The organism is Alcaligenes sp. RM2, assembly GCF_052931795.1.
Genome location: NZ_JBRFIO010000004.1, coordinates 111340 through 127893, shown reverse-complemented (window position 1 = coordinate 127893; position 16554 = coordinate 111340). Strand labels below are relative to the sequence as shown.

Below are 16554 nucleotides of genomic sequence, written 5' to 3'. Positions count from 1 at the left end.
CTCATACCGAGGAGACTTTCTCATGTTTGCAAGCCGTTTCACACGGCGTGCGCTGGCTGCGCTCGCCCTGACATTAAGCCCTGTGGCCGCTTTACACGCTGCCGAACCCATTCGCCTGGTCGTGGGTTTTGCCCCCGGCGGCGGGGTCGACACCCTGGCCCGCGTCACCGCTCAGGCGCTAAGCAAGGAGCTGGACCGCACCGTGATTGTGGAAAACAAATCCGGCGCAGGCGGCACCATTTCTGCCGACTACGTATCCAAATCCCAGGCCGATGGCAACACGCTGCTGTTTGCCGATACCTCCTTGCTGGTCGCCCCCTATATTTACCCGGCGCTGCGCTACGACTTGCAGCGTGACTTCGCCCCTATCGGCATGGTGGGCCAGTCTGATCTGGCGCTGGCCGTTCCGGGTGACAGCCCTGTCAAAACCGTGGCCGAGTTGATCGAAGCCATTCGCAAGGCACCTCCTCAAACAGAAACCTTCGCCTCGGTGGGCGTAGGCTCGGTGCACCATCTGGGTGGTGAACTGTTCGCCTTGCAGACCAAAACCGAACTGGTGCACGTTCCTTACCGCGGTGGCGCCCCCGCCAGTCAGGCTCTGGCATCCGGTGAAGTATCCATGTCCTTTGCCAGCCTGGCTTCCTCGATTGGCCTGGCCAACTCCGGCCGCATTCGTCTGCTGGCCACCTTGTCCGAACGCCGCTTCCCCGGCATGCCCGATCTGCCCAGCGTCGCGGAAACCATTCCTGGCTATAGCGTGACACCGTCGCTGTTCATGCTGGCCCCACAAAACGTGGACCCGGCCTTGATCGCCACCGTCAGCAAGGCATTGGAAAACAGCATGCAGCAAAAGCAAGTACAGGATGCCTTTCTGGCCCAAGGTTCGGTAGCCGGTTATCAAGATGCCCAGGCCACCGAAAAATGGCTGGGTGAAGAAACAGAACGCTGGGCCAATGTCATCAAGACCGCCCAACTCGACTTTAAACAATGAAACAAGCAGCTACTGTTATGACGACTGACAACTCTGGCGCCCAGCGCCCCGTACTTGGCCTGATCGTGCCGCCAGCCGCCGGTCTGGTGCCTCCGGAAGGTCCGGAAATGTACCCGGAAATCGATTTCATCGCCCAAGGTCTGGCGCTCAGTTCGGTGGACAAGGAAGGCTATGACCAGGTTATTGACCAGGTGGTGGAAGCAGCCCAGAAACTGGCTGCCCGTGGCGCCCAGGCCGTGTCCTTGATGGGAACATCGCTGAGCTTTTACCGTGGCTCGGACTTTAACGAAGAACTGGTGGCCCGCCTGCATGAATCCACCGGCTTGCCATGCTCCACCATGAGCCATGCCATCTTGCGCGGTCTGCGTGTCAGCGGCATCGAACGGGTAGCGGTGGCCTCGTCCTATATTGATGACGTAAACCAGCGCCTGGTCCGATTTCTGGGCCAGAACCAGATCCAGGCCGTCTGCGCTTATGGACTAGGCGTTAACGACGTCACGGCCATGTCGAAAATCCGCACGCAGGAGCTGGTAGACCTGTGTCTGAAGACGTGGGACATCGCCCAAGAGCAGGCCCCCGGTCAGGCACAAGGTTTGCTGCTGTCTTGCGGAGGCCTGGTATCGCTGGAAGCCGTACGTCAGGTCGAGGACAAACTGGGCGTCACTGTCGTGTCCAGCTCGCCTGCTGGCTTCTGGGATCTGGTGGCGACAGCTGGCCTGGATTTATTTCCGCAAGGGATGGGACGACTGGCACAAGAGCGTCAAACCGCCTGATACCTCGATGTAGATAGCCCCTTGTCCGCAAACGCGGATAGGGGCACGTAACACACTATTTGCGCACAGTAACGCCACGCAGATTGTGCCGCCCCACAGGCCGTCGTGACCTGTTTGGCATCAAAACAAGGCAAAGGGCTGTCTCACCAAGGCTCGGGCTGGGCCACGTCCAGCTTATGTTGCTCATCATACGTAGTCATGCCCCCCCAAAGGTTGGAGCAGTCTCCAACTTCTGGGTTGCAAGCCAAGCTGGGTGTGGGACTTATTGTTCAGACCTCTGCAACATCAAAAGCGATGCGCCCGCAGCGCACTCAAGCGCGGTCCGACAAAATACCTTCTCCCGCCCTGGTCGCCGGTCCGCTGACCGCCCCCAAGCAGAGCCGTTTTATCTAGGCTCGACCAGCGGACAAAAAACCCGCACGCGCCTGGGCTCCTTCTACACTGTCGCGACACACCAGCGCCTGATCGGCATCCATATAAATGCCCAGACGGTTCATGGCATTGGCGACCTGATTCACCGACTCCTTGGTCATGCGGATAATCGCCGCAGGCGACTCCGAAGCCCGCTTGGCCAAAGACTGTGCCACCGCCACGGCCTGACCAGGCTCGCAGACCTCATCCAGCAGGCCCCAGTCCAGCGCCTGTTCAGCACCGAAGCGTTCGGCCAGCAAGATGGCACGTTTGGTGCGAGCGGCACCCAGCATGTTCACCATGCGTGGAATGGCGCCCCAGCCCATGTTCAGGCCCACCTTGGCTTCAGGTAGATACAAAAAGGATGACTGCGATGCCACACGCCAATCACACGCCAGCGCCAGAGCAACCGAACCACCGACGGCGGCGCCTTCAATGGCGGCAATCGTCAACTGAGGCAGTTCCTCCCACAGGCGACACAAGCGTGCACCACGCTGGGCCACATCACGGCGTTCCAGCAAGCCTGCCTGCTCGTCGTTCCACTTTTGCGGGTCTTTCAGATCAATCCCGGCCGAGAAAATATCCTTGGCCCCGGTCAGCACCACGGTGTGAATCTCCAGCGACAAGGCCAGATCCTGCGCCACCTGCGTCAAGGCCAGCAAGGTGTCCTGATCAATAGCATTGCGGTTCACGCCGCGATCAAAGCGCACCAGCGCATGGTCGCCCGTCACCTTGACCGTCACACTGCGGCCATATTTGCGTTTCATGAATGTCTCCCCAAAGGTTCGGAAAAATCAGCTCTGCGAGCGGTGGCTCCCATCACTGCGCGACAGGCGCGTGACGTAGCGGAATTCATAAGGTGGGTAAAAGCTGACCGCCACTTCCATGACCTTGCCCGCCAGATTGCGGAAGGTACGAATAATCAGCAGCGCCGGGTCGGAGTCCTCGTAGCCCAGAAAGCGGGCAACATGCGGGGGAAAGCGCGAGGCGGAGATTTCCATCTCGATGGTTTCCACCACTTCGCCACAGTGCTCCTCCAACAGCGGATACACACCACCGGGCTGGGTGGAAATCAGGTCAGCCACCGCCTGGTATTCCTTGCGCAGATAAATATCTGTCCAGGAAATGCCGCGCTTGCTGCCCGGCACACTACGGTAGGTTTCCACCTTCACCCAATCTGCCGGCTCACCGTCCAGCGCGGTTTCAGGCGGCTGCTTATCCACACAAACCGCCTTTTTATGCACGTGCAAATCGGTAAATTCCAGATAGCGCTGCAACTGGTCCGTGGTGTCCAGCGCCAGGCCAAATTGCGGCTTGGGATGCTGGCGTATCACGGTGGTACCGGCACGGCGACGCCGCTCGATCAAACCCAGATCGGTCAGCTTGCGTATGGCTTCACGCGCCGTGTGCCGACCGACCCCGTACATCTCGCAAAGCTCCATCTCGGTGGGCAGCTTGGAGCCGACGGGGTAATAGCCCGAACGGATCAGCTCCAACAAGCGATCGCTCATGTTCTGATACAGGGTTGGCTTGGCGCTGGACTGGGATTCGGTGTTTGCCATACGGTTTTCAGCTTAAAGAGACAGGCGGCGCATCGCAGCCAGGGTGTCGCGGGTGAACTGCTCAGGACATTCACTTTGGGGAAAATGCCCGATGCCCGGCCATTCTATATATTCCACCGGAACTTTGCCTTCTCGCAGCAAGCGTTCGACCTCTCTGGCGGACTCTGGCGGCACGGACCAGTCCTCGCTGCCTTCCACGATCACCACCGGGCAGCGGATATCGTCCAGAATCTGTTCCATGCGAAAACCACCAAAAGCGCAGATATCCGCAAAGGCCACCGCCGGAATGCAACGACGGGCATCCGTCACCACTTCCAGCGCACGGGCCGGGTCGGACAGGGTGCCCATCAAGGTGCGAAAGGTCACTTCAAACCAGTCGCCCGGATTGATACGCGCCATCTCCAGAATGCGCGGGTTATAGCCGGAGGATTTCACTACGTTCACCGAAGCGCCATCGACCAGCACCAGGCCACGAATACGCTCGGGCGCCATGGCAGCGGCCTGGGCGACAACACCCCCGCCCATGGAGTGTCCCATCAAGACCGGATTCTGGATACCTGCCGCATCCAGAAACTGCAGCAAATACTGAGCATTTTGCGGGGTGACAGTATGAGGGCCACCCAATGGCATGCCGCTCTTGCCGTGACCGGGTAAATCCAGCGCATACACCGTGTAAAAGGGCGCAAAGTGGTCCAGCACATATTGCCAGGACAGACTGTCCTGACTGGCGCCGTGCACCATCACCAAGGCCGGACCGGAACCAGCCAGATCGTAATAGGCGCGGATACCATCCGCGGTTGTCACATAAGGCATGCTCAGACCTCCAGCTCGCCCGTCAGGCGGGTCAGGGCGTACAACAACATCCAGTTCTGCACGCAGGCGCGCAAATCGCCTCCCACAACCAGACGGTGCTGACGCACCAAGCGGTTAAATGGAAAGCCCTGGGCCAGATCCGCAAAGGCAGCACTATCGCCTTCCAGCCAGAACGGCACCTCACGCGGGCCTGTGCCCGCCTGCACATCCTGTTCTGACACGGCCAGCCAACTATGCTCGCCGGTGTCGGTATTGCGCAGCGCCACGCAAACATCGGCCAGCACACTGTGCTGCCGTACAAAATCATCGGCGCGGGCGCGCTTGGCCCAGGCAGCCAGCACGGCAGGGTCAAACAGAGATAAAGAAGTCAGCATCAGACATACCTTTGTCGAAGAAGGAACTTCTGCACTTTGCCCGACGAGGACTGGGGCAGGGAATCCACAATAAAGATGCGTTTGGGTACTTTAAAGCCGGACAGTTTTTCCCGACAAAACTCGCGCAAGACTTCCACATCCGGCTCACGGCCATTAGCGGGCACAATCGCGGCAACCAGCTCTTCGCCCCAATACTCGTGGGGCAGGCCAAAGGCGGCGGCCTCGCGCACATCGGTGTGGCTGGCCAGACAGTTTTCCACTTCCAGCGCGGCCACGTTCTCGCCACCTGTCTTGATCATATCTTTGCTGCGGCCCATGAAATAGGCAAAGCCTTCATCGTCCACCCGAATCAAATCGCCCGTGTGCAGCCAGCCATCGGCATCCAACACCTGGGCGGTCAGCTCGGGCTGCCGCCAATAGCCTTTGAACACAGTCGGGCCACGCACCTGCATTTCGCCCGGCCCGCGCTGATCGTGCAGCACCTTGCCGTCGGCATCAACCAGTCGATACTGCACATGCCGCCACAGGTAACCGATGGAACCGGGATGCTCCAGAATCTCCTGCGTGTAGCGATTCTTGATGGTGGTGACACAGCTTTCCGTCATGCCAAAGCCCCAGCTGAATTCAGCATTGGGAAACACGGTTCGGATCAAGTCCTGACGCCACTGGCCCAAAGGCGCAGCCGCAGTTTGCACAAACTGGGCACCGGGCAGGGACAGCTCTTTAAACTCAGGGTGATCGGTCAAGCCTACCCACATAGCCGACAACAGGAACACATGCGTAGGCTGGTACAGACGCAGCGCGTCCATGACGGCATCGGCCTCAAAGCGTGGCACCACGTGCAAGCTGCCACCGGCATACAGAATGGGGCCATTCACCACCCCGAAGCCGCCAATGTGAAACAAGGGTGTCGCCAGCAAGGAGCGGCTGTTGGCATCAATGCCCAGCTCCATGATGTAGTTCACCGCATTGGCCGACAGATTGCCGTGTGTCAGCATGGCTCCCTTGGGGGCCGAGGTCGTACCCGAGGTGTACATGATAATGGCTACATCTTCATCCCCCACACGGCCAAAGCGGTGCTGCACCGGATCATCCGCACGGTGATCGGGCAAGGACTCAGGCAAATGCTCCAGCCACTGCACAGCACTGTTCAAACCACCTTCGGACTCGATCTGCTCGCGCAAAGGACGGTAGGCCGGGTCCACAATACACACGGTAGGCTGGGCATCGTCCAGCAAGTAGCGCAATTCAGCAGCACCGTAACGGGTGTTCACTGGCACCAAAGCAAAACCGCCTACGGCTGTGGCATGCAGCAAGGCCAGATAGTCGATGGAATTGGGCGTCATGATGGCCACCCGATCCCCCGGCTGTACGCCCAAACCTTTCAAATAAGCCGACAAGGCGCGCGCACGAGCGCAGAACTGGCCAAAGGACAAGGCCTGGCGCTCGTCCGAAACCGCTACCTTGTCGGGGTAGCGCTCGGCATTGAACATGGCGACCTGGTAAATATTAGGCATGATGCGAAGCCTCTGCGGCGTGGCCCAGATAGGCTGCTGCAATTTGTGGGTTATTCATGATGTCTTTGCTGTCGCCCGCCAGGCTTAAACGCCCGGTTTCCAGCACAACGGCGTGATTCGACAACTTCAGCGCCAGGCGAGCGTTCTGCTCCACCAGCACAATCGTGGTGCCGTCCTGGCTGATCTGGCGAATTGCGCGCGCCACTTCCAAAGTGACCGCCGGGGCCAGACCCAGGGAGGGTTCATCCAGCAAGAGCAGGCGGGGCCGGGACATCAAGGCACGGCCAATCGCGCACATTTGCTGCTCGCCGCCCGAGAGATGACGCCCCTGGCTTTGCTCGCGCTCCAACAGGCGCGGAAAGTAGCCATAAATACGCTCCAGATCCACCGTAATGTCGACCTGATCGCGACGCAGATAGGCCCCCATCAAGAGGTTCTCGCGTACCGTCAGTTCCGGGAACAGGCGACGACCTTCAGGCGACAGGGCAATACCCAGATTCACACGGCGTTCTGCGCTCAAGTTCTGGATAGGCTGGCCTTCCAGCAGGATTTCTCCCCCAGCAACCGGCACCAGACCGCTAATAGATTTCATCAGGGTCGATTTACCCGCTCCATTGGCTCCGATCACGGCGCACACACTGGCTTCTTCCACCGCAAAACTGACCTTGTCCAAGGCCCGTACTGCGCCATAGGACACGCTCAAGTCCTTGATTTCCAGCATGGGCGCAGGCTTGCTGACCTTGGCAGCTCCCTGACCAGTCGTAGAGACCGAAGCCGAGTGTCCCTTCCCGTTTTGCGCTGCGCGGGCTTCCACGGCTGGCTCCAGACCAGGTTCCTTATCCAGATCCGCACCCAGATAGGCTTCAATCACCCGCGGGTCCTGACGCACTTGTGCGGTCGGGCCTTCGGCCAGCAAACGACCGTTAACCAGCACCACCAGCTTTTGGCACAGGCGCATCACCAGGCCCATATCGTGCTCGACCACCACCACATCAATGCCACTGGCGTGGATGCGTTCAATCAGGTCGGCCATAGCCACGGTTTCCACCGGGTTCAGGCCAGCAGCGGGCTCATCCATTAAAAGAAGGCGGGGCATGGCTGTCAGGGCCATACCCACACCCAAAATCTTCTGTAAGCCATAGGCCAGCGAATCGGCCTGCTCATCCGCTACAGACTCCAGGCCAATCAAGGCCAAGGCTTGTTCTGCCTGTCGCGCGGCCTCTTCGCGGCCACGACGCACACCCCAAGGGTTGAACAGCGACCAGGGCGAAGGAAACTGACGGAACAGAGCCGCGCGATACAGGTTTTCAAATACCGTGTGGCCTGCAAATACATGCGTCATCTGGAAGGTACGCACCAGACCCTGGCGCGCCAAGGACGCGGCCGGGCGACCCGTAATCGCGGCACCATCCATGGTGACAGCACCCGCGCTGGGCTTGGTCGTACCGGCAATCAGATTGAACAGCGTGGTTTTACCGGCGCCGTTGGGGCCGATCACGCCGGTAATCTGACCGGGAGCCGTGCTGAAGGACACCTCGTCCACCGCGCGGATCCCACCAAAATGTCGGCTAAGACCCTGAACATTCAATTGCACGCTCATGCTGCCTCCTTGCGCGCGCCGCGCCACTTACGCCACAGACCCGCCAAACCTTGCGGCATGAACAAGAGCAGCAAAATCAAAGTCAGGCCATAGATCAGGCGCTGATACTGCTGCAAGTCGCGCAGCAACTCGGGCAGGGGGATCAGGATTGCGGCCCCCACCACGGCACCAGCCAGGGCACCCACACCACCCAGCACATTCATGATGACGGCATTCACCGCTGTCCAGAAACCGAAGGAATCAGGCGAGATATAGCCTTGGTAGTGGGCATACAAGCTGCCTGTCCAGCCGGCAATCAGGGCGCTAAGGACAAACACACTGACCCGAAAGCGCAGCACATTCAAACCACCGGAGCGCACCAACTGCTCGTTCTGATGCAAAGAGTCCGCCACCATGCCCCATTCGCGGCGGTACAAGGCCCGCAGCACGAAATACACCACCAAGGCAAAGCTGACCGTCACCAGATAAACGCCGTAACGCCCTTCAGGAATCGGCAAACTGGCTTGCAGGGCCGGAATCTGGCCAAAGCCGTTATTGCCGCCAAACAGTTCGTGGAACTCGATAAAGCACAGCACCACGGCTTCGCCAAGGGCGAAGGTCAAGAGTGCGAAATGCACACCCTTGATACGCATAAAAATAGGGCCGGTGATCACAGCTAATGCTGCCGTCAGCACTCCGGCGCCCAAAAATGCGGCTGGAAAGGACCAGCCATAATCTCGACTCAAAATGGCCGAGGCATACGCCCCCAGCCCGAACAAGGCGCCATGCGCCAGCGAGAGCTGGCCGATGCGCAAAACCAGATTCATGCTCATGGCCAGGCAGGCGTACAGCGACACCATGATGGCCAGATGCAGGGCAAAGCGAGGCTGTCCGGCCCACACGGGCCAGCCCAGCAGCACCGCGACCACGACGGCATGCCAGACCCATTGCAGGGCGCCATCACGCGGATAGAAAGAAGCAGTTTTGATCGCGCTCATGACGATTTCCCCATCAAACCGCTGGGTTTGACCAGCAACACGGCCATCACGATCAGGAAGGACAGCATGGTGGCCACGGTCGCGTTATAGAAGGTGGACGCCACGGCCTCGGTAACACTCAGAATCAGGGCGGCAACCACCGCACCGGGCAAGCTGCCCAGACCACCCAGAACCACAATAATGAAGGCTTTCACCACCACGGCTTCGCCCATATAGGGGTGCACGGTGTAAACCGGCGCCATCAGGGCACCCGACAAGCCGGCCAGGCCGCAGCTCAAGGCAAAGGTGAAGGCCATGATCTTCCAGGAACTGACGCCTTGCAGACGTGCCACTTCCCGATCCTGCGCCACCGCACGTATCGTCATGCCGATACGGGTGCGCTCGATCAGAAAATAGAAGGCGGCCAGCGCCAGCACACTCATGCCTACGATCAGCAATTGATCCTTGGCGAAAAAGGCTTGGCCAATTTGCCATGCACCTTCCACCGGACGGCGTACCGATTGCTCGTCCACCGAGAACAGCAGCGAGATCCCCGCCTGCAAGGTAATCGCCAAAGCCAGGGACATGATCATGCCGCCCATCTCGTCGCCCACAAAGCGACGGAACAGGCCGCGTTCAGCCAGTAAGCCCAGAAATCCCACCAGCACGGCAGCGGCCGCGATAGAGGGCAGGTAGGGCCAGCCAAACTGACCATAAAACACATACATGGCGTAAGCGCCCAGCATGTAGAACTCGCCGTGAGCGAAGTTCACCACCCGCAAGATGCCAAACACCAGCGTGAAACCCAGGGCAACCAGGGCGTACACGAACGTGGACATCAGGGCGATGATGGCGATTTGCATTGCGATCTGCATAATTGCTAACCGTATCAAGGTGCACTCCACCGCCGTGGCGGAGTGCGTACTGAAACAAAACCGGTAATTAGCGGGCGTCGAACTTGTTGATGACCTTGGCCTTGCCGCCCTCGATCACACCCAGGTAGGCCGGGGTGGCGATCTGGTGGTTCACGCCATAGACATCCTTTCCGCCCCACACAATCGCGCCTTGAATACCGTCAAAGCTGCTATTGGCTTCAATGCGGGCACGCACGGCATCGGTATCGTCCACGGTGCCAGCTTCGTTAATGGCCTTGAACAGCAGGCGGGTGGCATCGTAGAAGTAGAAAACGAAGTCATCCATGCTGTTGCTGTGGACCTTGGCGTAAGCCTGGCTCAGCTTCTGGTAGGGCTCGCTGGACGGATCGGCAGACAAATACACCAAGGTTCCTTCCGCATTGTCCGCACCGGCAGACTTCACGGTTTCAGCCACGTTATTGCCGCCAAACTTGGTGAACTGGCCCTTGAAGCCCATTTCACGTGCCTGACGTATCACAATACCGGCCGGGCCGGGTGGCACGGTGTCCAGTTCGATGAAGTCCACGTTCTTGGCCAGAATGCTGGTCAGCAAGGTGCGGAAGTCGTTTTGCGAGCGCTCGAAGAACTTGGTTTCAGCCACGTCGTAACCGGCGTCCTTATAGGCAGCGGTCTGGATCTTTTGCGTGCTCCAGCCGGTCGCATCGTTAGGCGACAGGATCGCCAGACGCTTCAGCTCGGGGCGCTCCTGCTTCAACCAGCCAATCAGCTGACGGTTGTATTCGTACTGCGTAGGCAGCACGCGGAACATGTATTGCGTGTTCGCATCCAGCACTTCGGTCGAGTAGCTGTTGGACAGCATGATGACCTTGTTGCGCTCGGTAATCGGCTTCATGGCCATGACCGAGGCCGAGCCAATAGGACCGATAATGTATTTCACTTCATCCTGATCGATCAGACGGTTGGTGGCGGTTACTGCATCCGCTGCCTTGTAGTGGTCGTCGTAAGTCAGCACTTCAACCTTGTACTTCTTGTCGCCCACTTCCAGGCCACCGGCCTGATTGATTTCATCCACGGCGATTTTCACGCCACCATCAATAGCCAGCCCCCAGGGCGCGCCTGGACCTGTCATGCCTCCTACCACACCCAGCTTGAGCGTTTGAGCCTGCGCGCCCAGCGCGGCCACCATCCCTGCTGCTGCCAGTACACCCCGTATCCCGTTTTTCATGGACCTGCTCCTATTAATTGACCGGACATAATTGTTGTTTGATACGAACAATATAATAAGGAGCCGATACTTGTCTATGGAAATATGGATTGATAATGACCTTATAACCAGCGCCCACAGGGGAATACGCCTGAATTTAAGGGAAAACACCGACGCAGTCTGTCGGTTTATTTGTACGGACGTTAATCTATACATTTATATAAAAAAATCATGGCCTGGGCATGTATTCCGCTAAATAGTGGGGTTGAAACCACCTGCTCCCAGACACAAAAAAAGCCGCTTTCCATAACAGAAAGCGGCCCCGAGGTCCTGCCAGTTCACCCGATCAAGCGGCGGTTTAGCTGGCCTGAGTCTCCAATTGAGCAAAGAATACCTGCAAGCGATCCATGGCCTGTTCGATCTGCTCATACGAGGCAGAACCAAAACACAGGCGCAAGAAACCTTCACCTTGCGGACCGTAGAAGCTGCCTGCCTCGACCACCACACGGGCTTCCTTCAGCAAGCGCTCAGCCAGTTCCTGCGAAGGCACACCCGTAGCACGTACATCGGCAAAGGCATAAATCGTGCCTTCCACATGGGCGCAGCTGACATTCGCCATGGCATTCAGACGTTGCAGCATCAGGCGGCGCTTGGCATCGTCGTCCGCAATCATCCCGCGCAAGGCTTCTTGCTGCCCGACCACGGCTTCCAGCGCGCCCGCCTGAATAAAGGTATTCACATGGGTGACATCGTTAGCGGTGATCTTCAACAAGCCGGGCATCAACCAGGCAGGCGCAGCCAGATACCCAATGCGCCAGCCATCCATGGCGTAGGACTTGGTGAAGGCAAACATGGACACGGTGCGCTCCTGCATGCCGGGCAGGGAGGCAATGCTGATGTGCTCGGCATCGTCGTAGGTAATGTCCTCGTAGACTTCATCAGAGACCACGATCAGATCGTGCTTGATCGCCAATTGCGCCAGAGCTTCCAGCTCGCTGCGGCGATACACACGGCCCGTGGGGTTGGCCGGATTGACCAGCACCACCATACGGGTATGGGGCGTAATCACCGCTTCGATGGCCTGCGCATCAATGGCAAAACCCTGTTCCTTGTTCAGCGGCACCAGCACCGGATGCGCCCCGGCCAGCTCGATTTTGCCTATGTGCTGCGGGTAGTGCGGCGAGAGCAAAATCACCTCATCACCCTCGTCCAGAATGGCGCAGAAAGCGGCAAAGGAAGCATGCGTCAGCCCATTGGTGACCAGCACATCATCCGGCCCGACATCCAGCTTGTTTTGCTTGCGCAGCTTGGCGGCCAAGGCTTCACGCAAGGCGGGCACCCCACGCAGATCGCTGTAATGCACCTCGCCGCGCATCAAGGCATCGGCTGCCGCCTGCTTGATCGCCATTGGCGTATCCGCGTCCGGGCGGCCAACTTCCAGATGAATCAGGTCCGAGGTATCGCCTTGCAGGCGAGCCGCCTGCTCGTACATGCCAAAGGATTTTTGGGAGGTGCCGGTAATGCGTTTTGCTAGCTTCATGAAAAATTATTCCTTCAAAATAAGACAGGCCCCCAGACCTGCCGGAAACCATCCCGCCCTAAGCAGCCAAGGACTGGATCACCTTGCCCAGAAAGGACTCGCAGGCGGCCAACTGCTCCAGGCTGACGTACTCATCGGCCTTGTGTGCCACGGTGATGGAGCCAGGCCCGCAGACAATGCTGGGCACGCCCGCTTCCTGGAAAAACGAGGCTTCGGTGCCATAGGCCACACGCTGTGCGGCGGACTCACCCAGCAAAGCCAGCGCCATTTTTTTCAGCTCCTGGCTGTCTTCGTCATCCAGGGCAGGAATGCTGCCCAGACACTCGAACTCGATCGCCGCATCACCATGGCGTGCCTGCATGCGCGGCAAGACCTGCTCATAGGCAAAGCGGCGCAAATTGCCGATGAAGCCATCCGGGTCCACGCCAGGCAGATAGCGGTATTCAAAGGAGAACTCGCAATGGGCCGGGATAATATTCATGCCATTGCCACCGGAAATCGTGTTGGTGGAAATGGTGGAAAAAGGCACATCAAAGCCTTCAATGCGCTTGCCGACCTGGGCCTCTTCATCCGCCAGATGCTGAATGTGCGAAACCAGATTGGCGGCGTACTCGATTGCGTTCAGACCGTGTGGTGTCAAAGAAGAATGGGCGGCGCAGCCTTTGACGCGGCAGCGATAAATGCGGCCGCCTTTATGGGCCGCCACAACGCGCATGCTGGTGGGTTCACCCACAATGCAGCCGCTGGGCTGGATGCCGGCTTTACGCATTTCCTCGATCAGGCCGGGAATGCCCAGACAGCCCACTTCTTCGTCGTAGCTCAAGGCCAGATGCACGGGCTCGCGCAGTGTCATGGAACCCAGGCGTTGCGCCTGCGCCATGGCCACGCCGATAAAGCCTTTCATGTCGCAAGCGCCACGGCCAAACAAGCGGCCATCACGAATCTGGGCTTCAAAAGGATCACTGGACCATACCTGCCCGTCGACCGGCACCACATCGGTGTGGCCAGACAAGACCACGCCCCCCGGCCCCTGACCGAAGGTTGCCAGCAGATTGGCTTTGGAGCGCGATTCGTTGTAATCAAAACGCACTTGCGCGCCCGCCGCTTCGAGCCGGTTGGCGGCCCATTCAATCAATGCCAGATTGGAGTTTCTGCTTACCGTATCAAAGCCAATCAGGGACGAAACATGCTCGATCACCTGGGCCGAAAGGGCCTCCTGCCTGCTCATATGCCAGCTCCTTATTGCTATTATTCAAAACTGAATTCAGTTTATAGAGCGGGTATATCGCTGTCAACGAGTCTAGGTGTTTGTACTAGAAATTGGATTTTTAATTTTTATAAATTCGTTTAATTTCAATAAATTAAATAATTTCTAACTTGTTTTATACCTATAGCACTTATTGACCATCAAGTATGAAAATGAATATATTCACAAAAAATGAGTTCAACTGAATTCACTTACTGCGATTACCAATAAGGACTATCATGAGACAACAATCGCGCCCCGCGGACCCGGCTCCCTCCAAGGCCGAGGATCTGCTTTTCGGCAAAATCCTCTGGCGGCTGATGCCCATCTTGTTCATCAGCTACATCGTTGCCTACATCGACCGCGTCAACGTGGGCTTTGCCAAGCTGCAAATGCTGCAAGACCTGAATTTTTCGGCCGAGGTCTATGGCCTGGGTTCGGGCATCTTCTTTGTGGGCTTTTTGTTGTTCGAGATCCCCAGCAACCTCTTGCTGTACCGCTTTGGTGCCCGCGCCTGGCTGACACGCATCATGGTTACCTGGGGCATCCTGTCCGTGCTGACCATGTTCGTCACCACCCCCACACAGTTCTATATCGTCCGCTTCCTGTTGGGCGTGGCGGAAGCCGGCTTTCTGCCTGGCGTGGTGTATTACCTGGCGCAATGGTTCCCCCCACAACGCCAGGGCCGCGTCATGGCGACCTTGGTTACTGCCGCTGCTGCGGGCGGCATGATCGTAGGCCCGCTCTCGGGCTGGATCATGGATGTGTTTTCGGAGTCCCAGCACCTGCATAACTGGCAATGGCTATTCCTCTTGCAGGGGCTGCCCGCTGTCTTTGTAGCGGCCTTGCTATGGGCGACCTTGCCCAACCGCCCTGAAGACGCCAAATGGTTGAGCCAGGAAGAAAAAACCTTGCTGCACACCCTGAACCAGGACGCGCAACGCGAGCTGCCACGCAAGGACAAAATTGCTGAAGTGCTGGGCAAACCCAATGTGTGGTGGCTAGCCTGCGTGCTCCTGTCCCTGAACCTGGGCATTTATGCGGTGATCTTCTGGACGCCCACCATCATTCAGGAAGCCGGTATCAAGAACCTGACCCACATTGGCTATATTGCCGCCTTGCCCTATGCTGCCTCGGCTCTGGCCATGCTGATTCTGGGCCGCTCTTCCGACTACTTTGGGGAACGTCGCTGGCACTTGGCCCTTGCCTGCGCAGGCGGTGCTATCGGCCTGCTGATGACTGCCCTGGCACCGGACCCGACCGTGCGCATTATTGGCGTCATCATCGCCACGGCCATGTTCATTGGCGGCACACCCCTGGTCTGGGCCTTGGGCGGTAATTTCATGAGTGGCCGCGCCGCTGCAACCGGCTATGCCCTGATCAATGCAGTAGCAGCCTTGGGCGGTTTATTTGGCCCCTACGCCATGGGTCTGGCACAAGAAATGAGCGGCAGCACCAGCACCGCTGTATTGACCATTGCCGGTCTGGCCGTGCTGGGTGGCTTGTGCGTCTTTGCCCTGCCATCTGCCCGCCAGCAAAACGCCCTGGATCAGGCCGCTAAATTACACGCTGTCCCCAGCAAAGGCGGTGCCCAATGATGCGCCGTCACGTCAAAATCGCCTTGGCTGGCTGTGTTGGACTGGCTACGCTGATCGCCAGCTCCAGCGCCACGGCACAAACCGGCAACAACGTCACCTTGTACGGCATTCTGGATGCGGGCCTGACCTGGATCAGCAATGCCAACGGCCCCTCCAAAACCACGCTGGATACCGGCGTCATGCAAGGCAACCGATTGGGTCTGCGTGGCTCCGAGTCGATGGGCAATGGTTTGACTGCCATCTTTCAACTGGAAAACGGCTTTTCCGTGGCGACTGGGGAAGCAGGGCAAGGCGGCGCCCTGTGGGGCCGACAAGCCTGGGTGGGCCTGAAATCCGATTATCTGGGCAGCATCAAGCTCGGCAGACAATACGATTTCTTCACCGACACCTTGCAGGCCTTTTACACCCCCACCTGGTCGGCAGGCGGCTATTCCAATAGCCCTCTGGACAACGACCGCATGAGCGGCCAGCGGGTCAATCAATCGGTGAAATACGTAACGCCTTCCTTTGCCGGTGTTGAACTGGGTGCCATGTACGGCTTCCCGGAACGACGCGAAGGGCAGGCACAAACCGGGCGCACCATCAGCTTTACGGCCAACTACAAGAACGGCAACTTTGCGACCGGTGCCGCTTATACCGAAGTGCAGGAAGCCAGCCTGGACATCAGCCCGCTGACAGGCGGTGGTGCACCCAATCGAGTTGGTGGCCGTTACCTGCGCGACTGGGGCATAGGAGCAAACTACGCCTTCGATAAAGTGACTATCTACGGTGTGTTTTCACAAGCCCTGTACGTGGCTCCCGATGGCCAGCAAAAGAACCATACCTTCCGCAACTATCAGCTGGGTTTTGCCTGGCGCGCGGCACCCAATCTGGTACTGGGACCGGGCTATGGGCTGACCACCCTGGGATCGAACAAATACCACCAACTAAACCTGACGGCCGACTACTTCCTGTCCAAGCGTACGGATATCTATACCCAGGCCATCATCCAGCACGCGCAAGGCGAGGGCGCGACGGCCAACGTAATCAGCATGCCCAGCTCCACGGGGCGTAACCAGACCTTGTTAAGGGTGGGGATACGAACCAAGTTCTAG

General features: G+C 58.4%; 15 protein-coding genes. 4 read left to right on the top strand and 11 right to left on the bottom strand.

Annotated features, from left to right (window positions below):
* Window positions 1–22: 22 nt before the first annotated feature.
* Both ACU6HM_RS14365 and ACU6HM_RS14360 read left to right on the top strand, forming a co-directional pair.
* The gene (locus ACU6HM_RS14365) at window positions 23–991 is read left to right on the top strand and encodes a Bug family tripartite tricarboxylate transporter substrate binding protein (protein WP_446763975.1); all 969 of its coding nucleotides are present in this window, start codon (window positions 23–25) and stop codon (window positions 989–991) included.
* 17 nt (window positions 992–1008) lie between these two features.
* The gene (locus ACU6HM_RS14360; RefSeq protein ID WP_446763974.1) at window positions 1009–1764 is read left to right on the top strand and encodes an arylmalonate decarboxylase; all 756 of its coding nucleotides are present in this window, start codon (window positions 1009–1011) and stop codon (window positions 1762–1764) included.
* 389 nt (window positions 1765–2153) lie between these two features.
* Here ACU6HM_RS14360 and ACU6HM_RS14355 read toward each other — a convergent pair whose 3' ends face one another.
* The 11 genes from ACU6HM_RS14355 to argE all read right to left on the bottom strand — a co-directional run bounded on the left by ACU6HM_RS14355 (window position 2154) and on the right by argE (window position 13844).
* Complete coding sequence (locus ACU6HM_RS14355) at window positions 2154–2942, bottom strand: enoyl-CoA hydratase/isomerase family protein (protein WP_021447154.1); 789 nt, start codon at window positions 2940–2942, stop codon at window positions 2154–2156.
* Window positions 2943–2969: 27 nt separating this feature from the next.
* Window positions 2970–3737, bottom strand: coding sequence for a GntR family transcriptional regulator (locus tag ACU6HM_RS14350; RefSeq protein ID WP_446763973.1), 768 nt, complete (start codon window positions 3735–3737; stop codon window positions 2970–2972).
* A gap of 12 nt (window positions 3738–3749) precedes the next feature.
* The gene (locus ACU6HM_RS14345) at window positions 3750–4550 is read right to left on the bottom strand and encodes an alpha/beta fold hydrolase (RefSeq protein ID WP_115634699.1); all 801 of its coding nucleotides are present in this window, start codon (window positions 4548–4550) and stop codon (window positions 3750–3752) included.
* A gap of 2 nt (window positions 4551–4552) precedes the next feature.
* A complete protein-coding gene (locus tag ACU6HM_RS14340) occupies window positions 4553–4924 on the bottom strand; it encodes a hypothetical protein (protein ID WP_021447155.1) in 372 nt (123 codons plus the stop codon).
* Entirely contained in the window at window positions 4924–6441 is a 1518-nt protein-coding gene (locus ACU6HM_RS14335) for a class I adenylate-forming enzyme family protein (protein WP_446763972.1), read from the bottom strand. The genes ACU6HM_RS14340 and ACU6HM_RS14335 overlap by 1 nt, the downstream gene beginning before the upstream one ends.
* Complete coding sequence (locus ACU6HM_RS14330; RefSeq protein ID WP_446763971.1) at window positions 6434–8041, bottom strand: ATP-binding cassette domain-containing protein; 1608 nt, start codon at window positions 8039–8041, stop codon at window positions 6434–6436. The genes ACU6HM_RS14335 and ACU6HM_RS14330 overlap by 8 nt, the downstream gene beginning before the upstream one ends.
* Window positions 8038–9018, bottom strand: a complete 981-nt coding sequence (locus tag ACU6HM_RS14325) for a branched-chain amino acid ABC transporter permease (RefSeq protein ID WP_021447157.1) — start codon at window positions 9016–9018, stop codon at window positions 8038–8040. The genes ACU6HM_RS14330 and ACU6HM_RS14325 overlap by 4 nt, the downstream gene beginning before the upstream one ends.
* Window positions 9015–9860: a branched-chain amino acid ABC transporter permease gene (locus ACU6HM_RS14320; RefSeq protein WP_021447158.1), complete on the bottom strand. Its 846-nt coding sequence runs from the start codon at window positions 9858–9860 to the stop codon at window positions 9015–9017. Before ACU6HM_RS14320 ends, ACU6HM_RS14325 begins: the two co-directional genes overlap by 4 nt.
* A 79-nt stretch (window positions 9861–9939) precedes the next feature.
* Window positions 9940–11097 carry an ABC transporter substrate-binding protein gene (locus ACU6HM_RS14315; RefSeq protein ID WP_009461449.1) on the bottom strand — a complete coding sequence of 386 codons (1158 nt, stop codon included), beginning with the start codon at window positions 11095–11097 and terminating at the stop codon, window positions 9940–9942.
* Between the two features lie 337 nt (window positions 11098–11434).
* On the bottom strand, window positions 11435–12616 hold the full coding sequence (locus tag ACU6HM_RS14310; RefSeq protein WP_446763970.1) for a pyridoxal phosphate-dependent aminotransferase: 1182 nt from the start codon (window positions 12614–12616) through the stop codon (window positions 11435–11437).
* A 58-nt stretch (window positions 12617–12674) separates the two neighbouring features.
* Window positions 12675–13844, bottom strand: coding sequence for an acetylornithine deacetylase (argE, locus tag ACU6HM_RS14305; RefSeq protein WP_446763969.1), 1170 nt, complete (start codon window positions 13842–13844; stop codon window positions 12675–12677).
* A 257-nt stretch (window positions 13845–14101) separates the two neighbouring features.
* On the opposite strand from argE, the gene ACU6HM_RS14300 reads away from it, so the two are divergent.
* Window positions 14102–15460: an MFS transporter gene (locus tag ACU6HM_RS14300; RefSeq protein WP_052159254.1), complete on the top strand. Its 1359-nt coding sequence runs from the start codon at window positions 14102–14104 to the stop codon at window positions 15458–15460.
* The gene (locus tag ACU6HM_RS14295) at window positions 15457–16554 is read left to right on the top strand and encodes a porin (RefSeq protein ID WP_446763968.1); all 1098 of its coding nucleotides are present in this window, start codon (window positions 15457–15459) and stop codon (window positions 16552–16554) included. Before ACU6HM_RS14300 ends, ACU6HM_RS14295 begins: the two co-directional genes overlap by 4 nt.

Bases quoted from the DNA above. Each gene is read 5' to 3' on its own strand.
- ACU6HM_RS14365 (WP_446763975.1), top strand. From the start codon at position 23: ATGTTTGCAAGCCGTTTCACACGGCGTGCGCTGGCTGCGCTCGCCCTG.
- ACU6HM_RS14360 (WP_446763974.1), top strand. From the start codon at position 1,009: ATGACGACTGACAACTCTGGCGCCCAGCGCCCCGTACTTGGCCTGATC.
- ACU6HM_RS14355 (WP_021447154.1), bottom strand. From the start codon at position 2,942: ATGAAACGCAAATATGGCCGCAGTGTGACGGTCAAGGTGACGGGCGAC.
- ACU6HM_RS14350 (WP_446763973.1), bottom strand. From the start codon at position 3,737: ATGGCAAACACCGAATCCCAGTCCAGCGCCAAGCCAACCCTGTATCAG.
- ACU6HM_RS14345 (WP_115634699.1), bottom strand. From the start codon at position 4,550: ATGCCTTATGTGACAACCGCGGATGGTATCCGCGCCTATTACGATCTG.
- ACU6HM_RS14340 (WP_021447155.1), bottom strand. From the start codon at position 4,924: ATGCTGACTTCTTTATCTCTGTTTGACCCTGCCGTGCTGGCTGCCTGG.
- ACU6HM_RS14335 (WP_446763972.1), bottom strand. From the start codon at position 6,441: ATGCCTAATATTTACCAGGTCGCCATGTTCAATGCCGAGCGCTACCCC.
- ACU6HM_RS14330 (WP_446763971.1), bottom strand. From the start codon at position 8,041: ATGAGCGTGCAATTGAATGTTCAGGGTCTTAGCCGACATTTTGGTGGG.
- ACU6HM_RS14325 (WP_021447157.1), bottom strand. From the start codon at position 9,018: ATGAGCGCGATCAAAACTGCTTCTTTCTATCCGCGTGATGGCGCCCTG.
- ACU6HM_RS14320 (WP_021447158.1), bottom strand. From the start codon at position 9,860: ATGCAAATCGCCATCATCGCCCTGATGTCCACGTTCGTGTACGCCCTG.
- ACU6HM_RS14315 (WP_009461449.1), bottom strand. From the start codon at position 11,097: ATGAAAAACGGGATACGGGGTGTACTGGCAGCAGCAGGGATGGTGGCC.
- ACU6HM_RS14310 (WP_446763970.1), bottom strand. From the start codon at position 12,616: ATGAAGCTAGCAAAACGCATTACCGGCACCTCCCAAAAATCCTTTGGC.
- argE (WP_446763969.1), bottom strand. From the start codon at position 13,844: ATGAGCAGGCAGGAGGCCCTTTCGGCCCAGGTGATCGAGCATGTTTCG.
- ACU6HM_RS14300 (WP_052159254.1), top strand. From the start codon at position 14,102: ATGAGACAACAATCGCGCCCCGCGGACCCGGCTCCCTCCAAGGCCGAG.
- ACU6HM_RS14295 (WP_446763968.1), top strand. From the start codon at position 15,457: ATGATGCGCCGTCACGTCAAAATCGCCTTGGCTGGCTGTGTTGGACTG.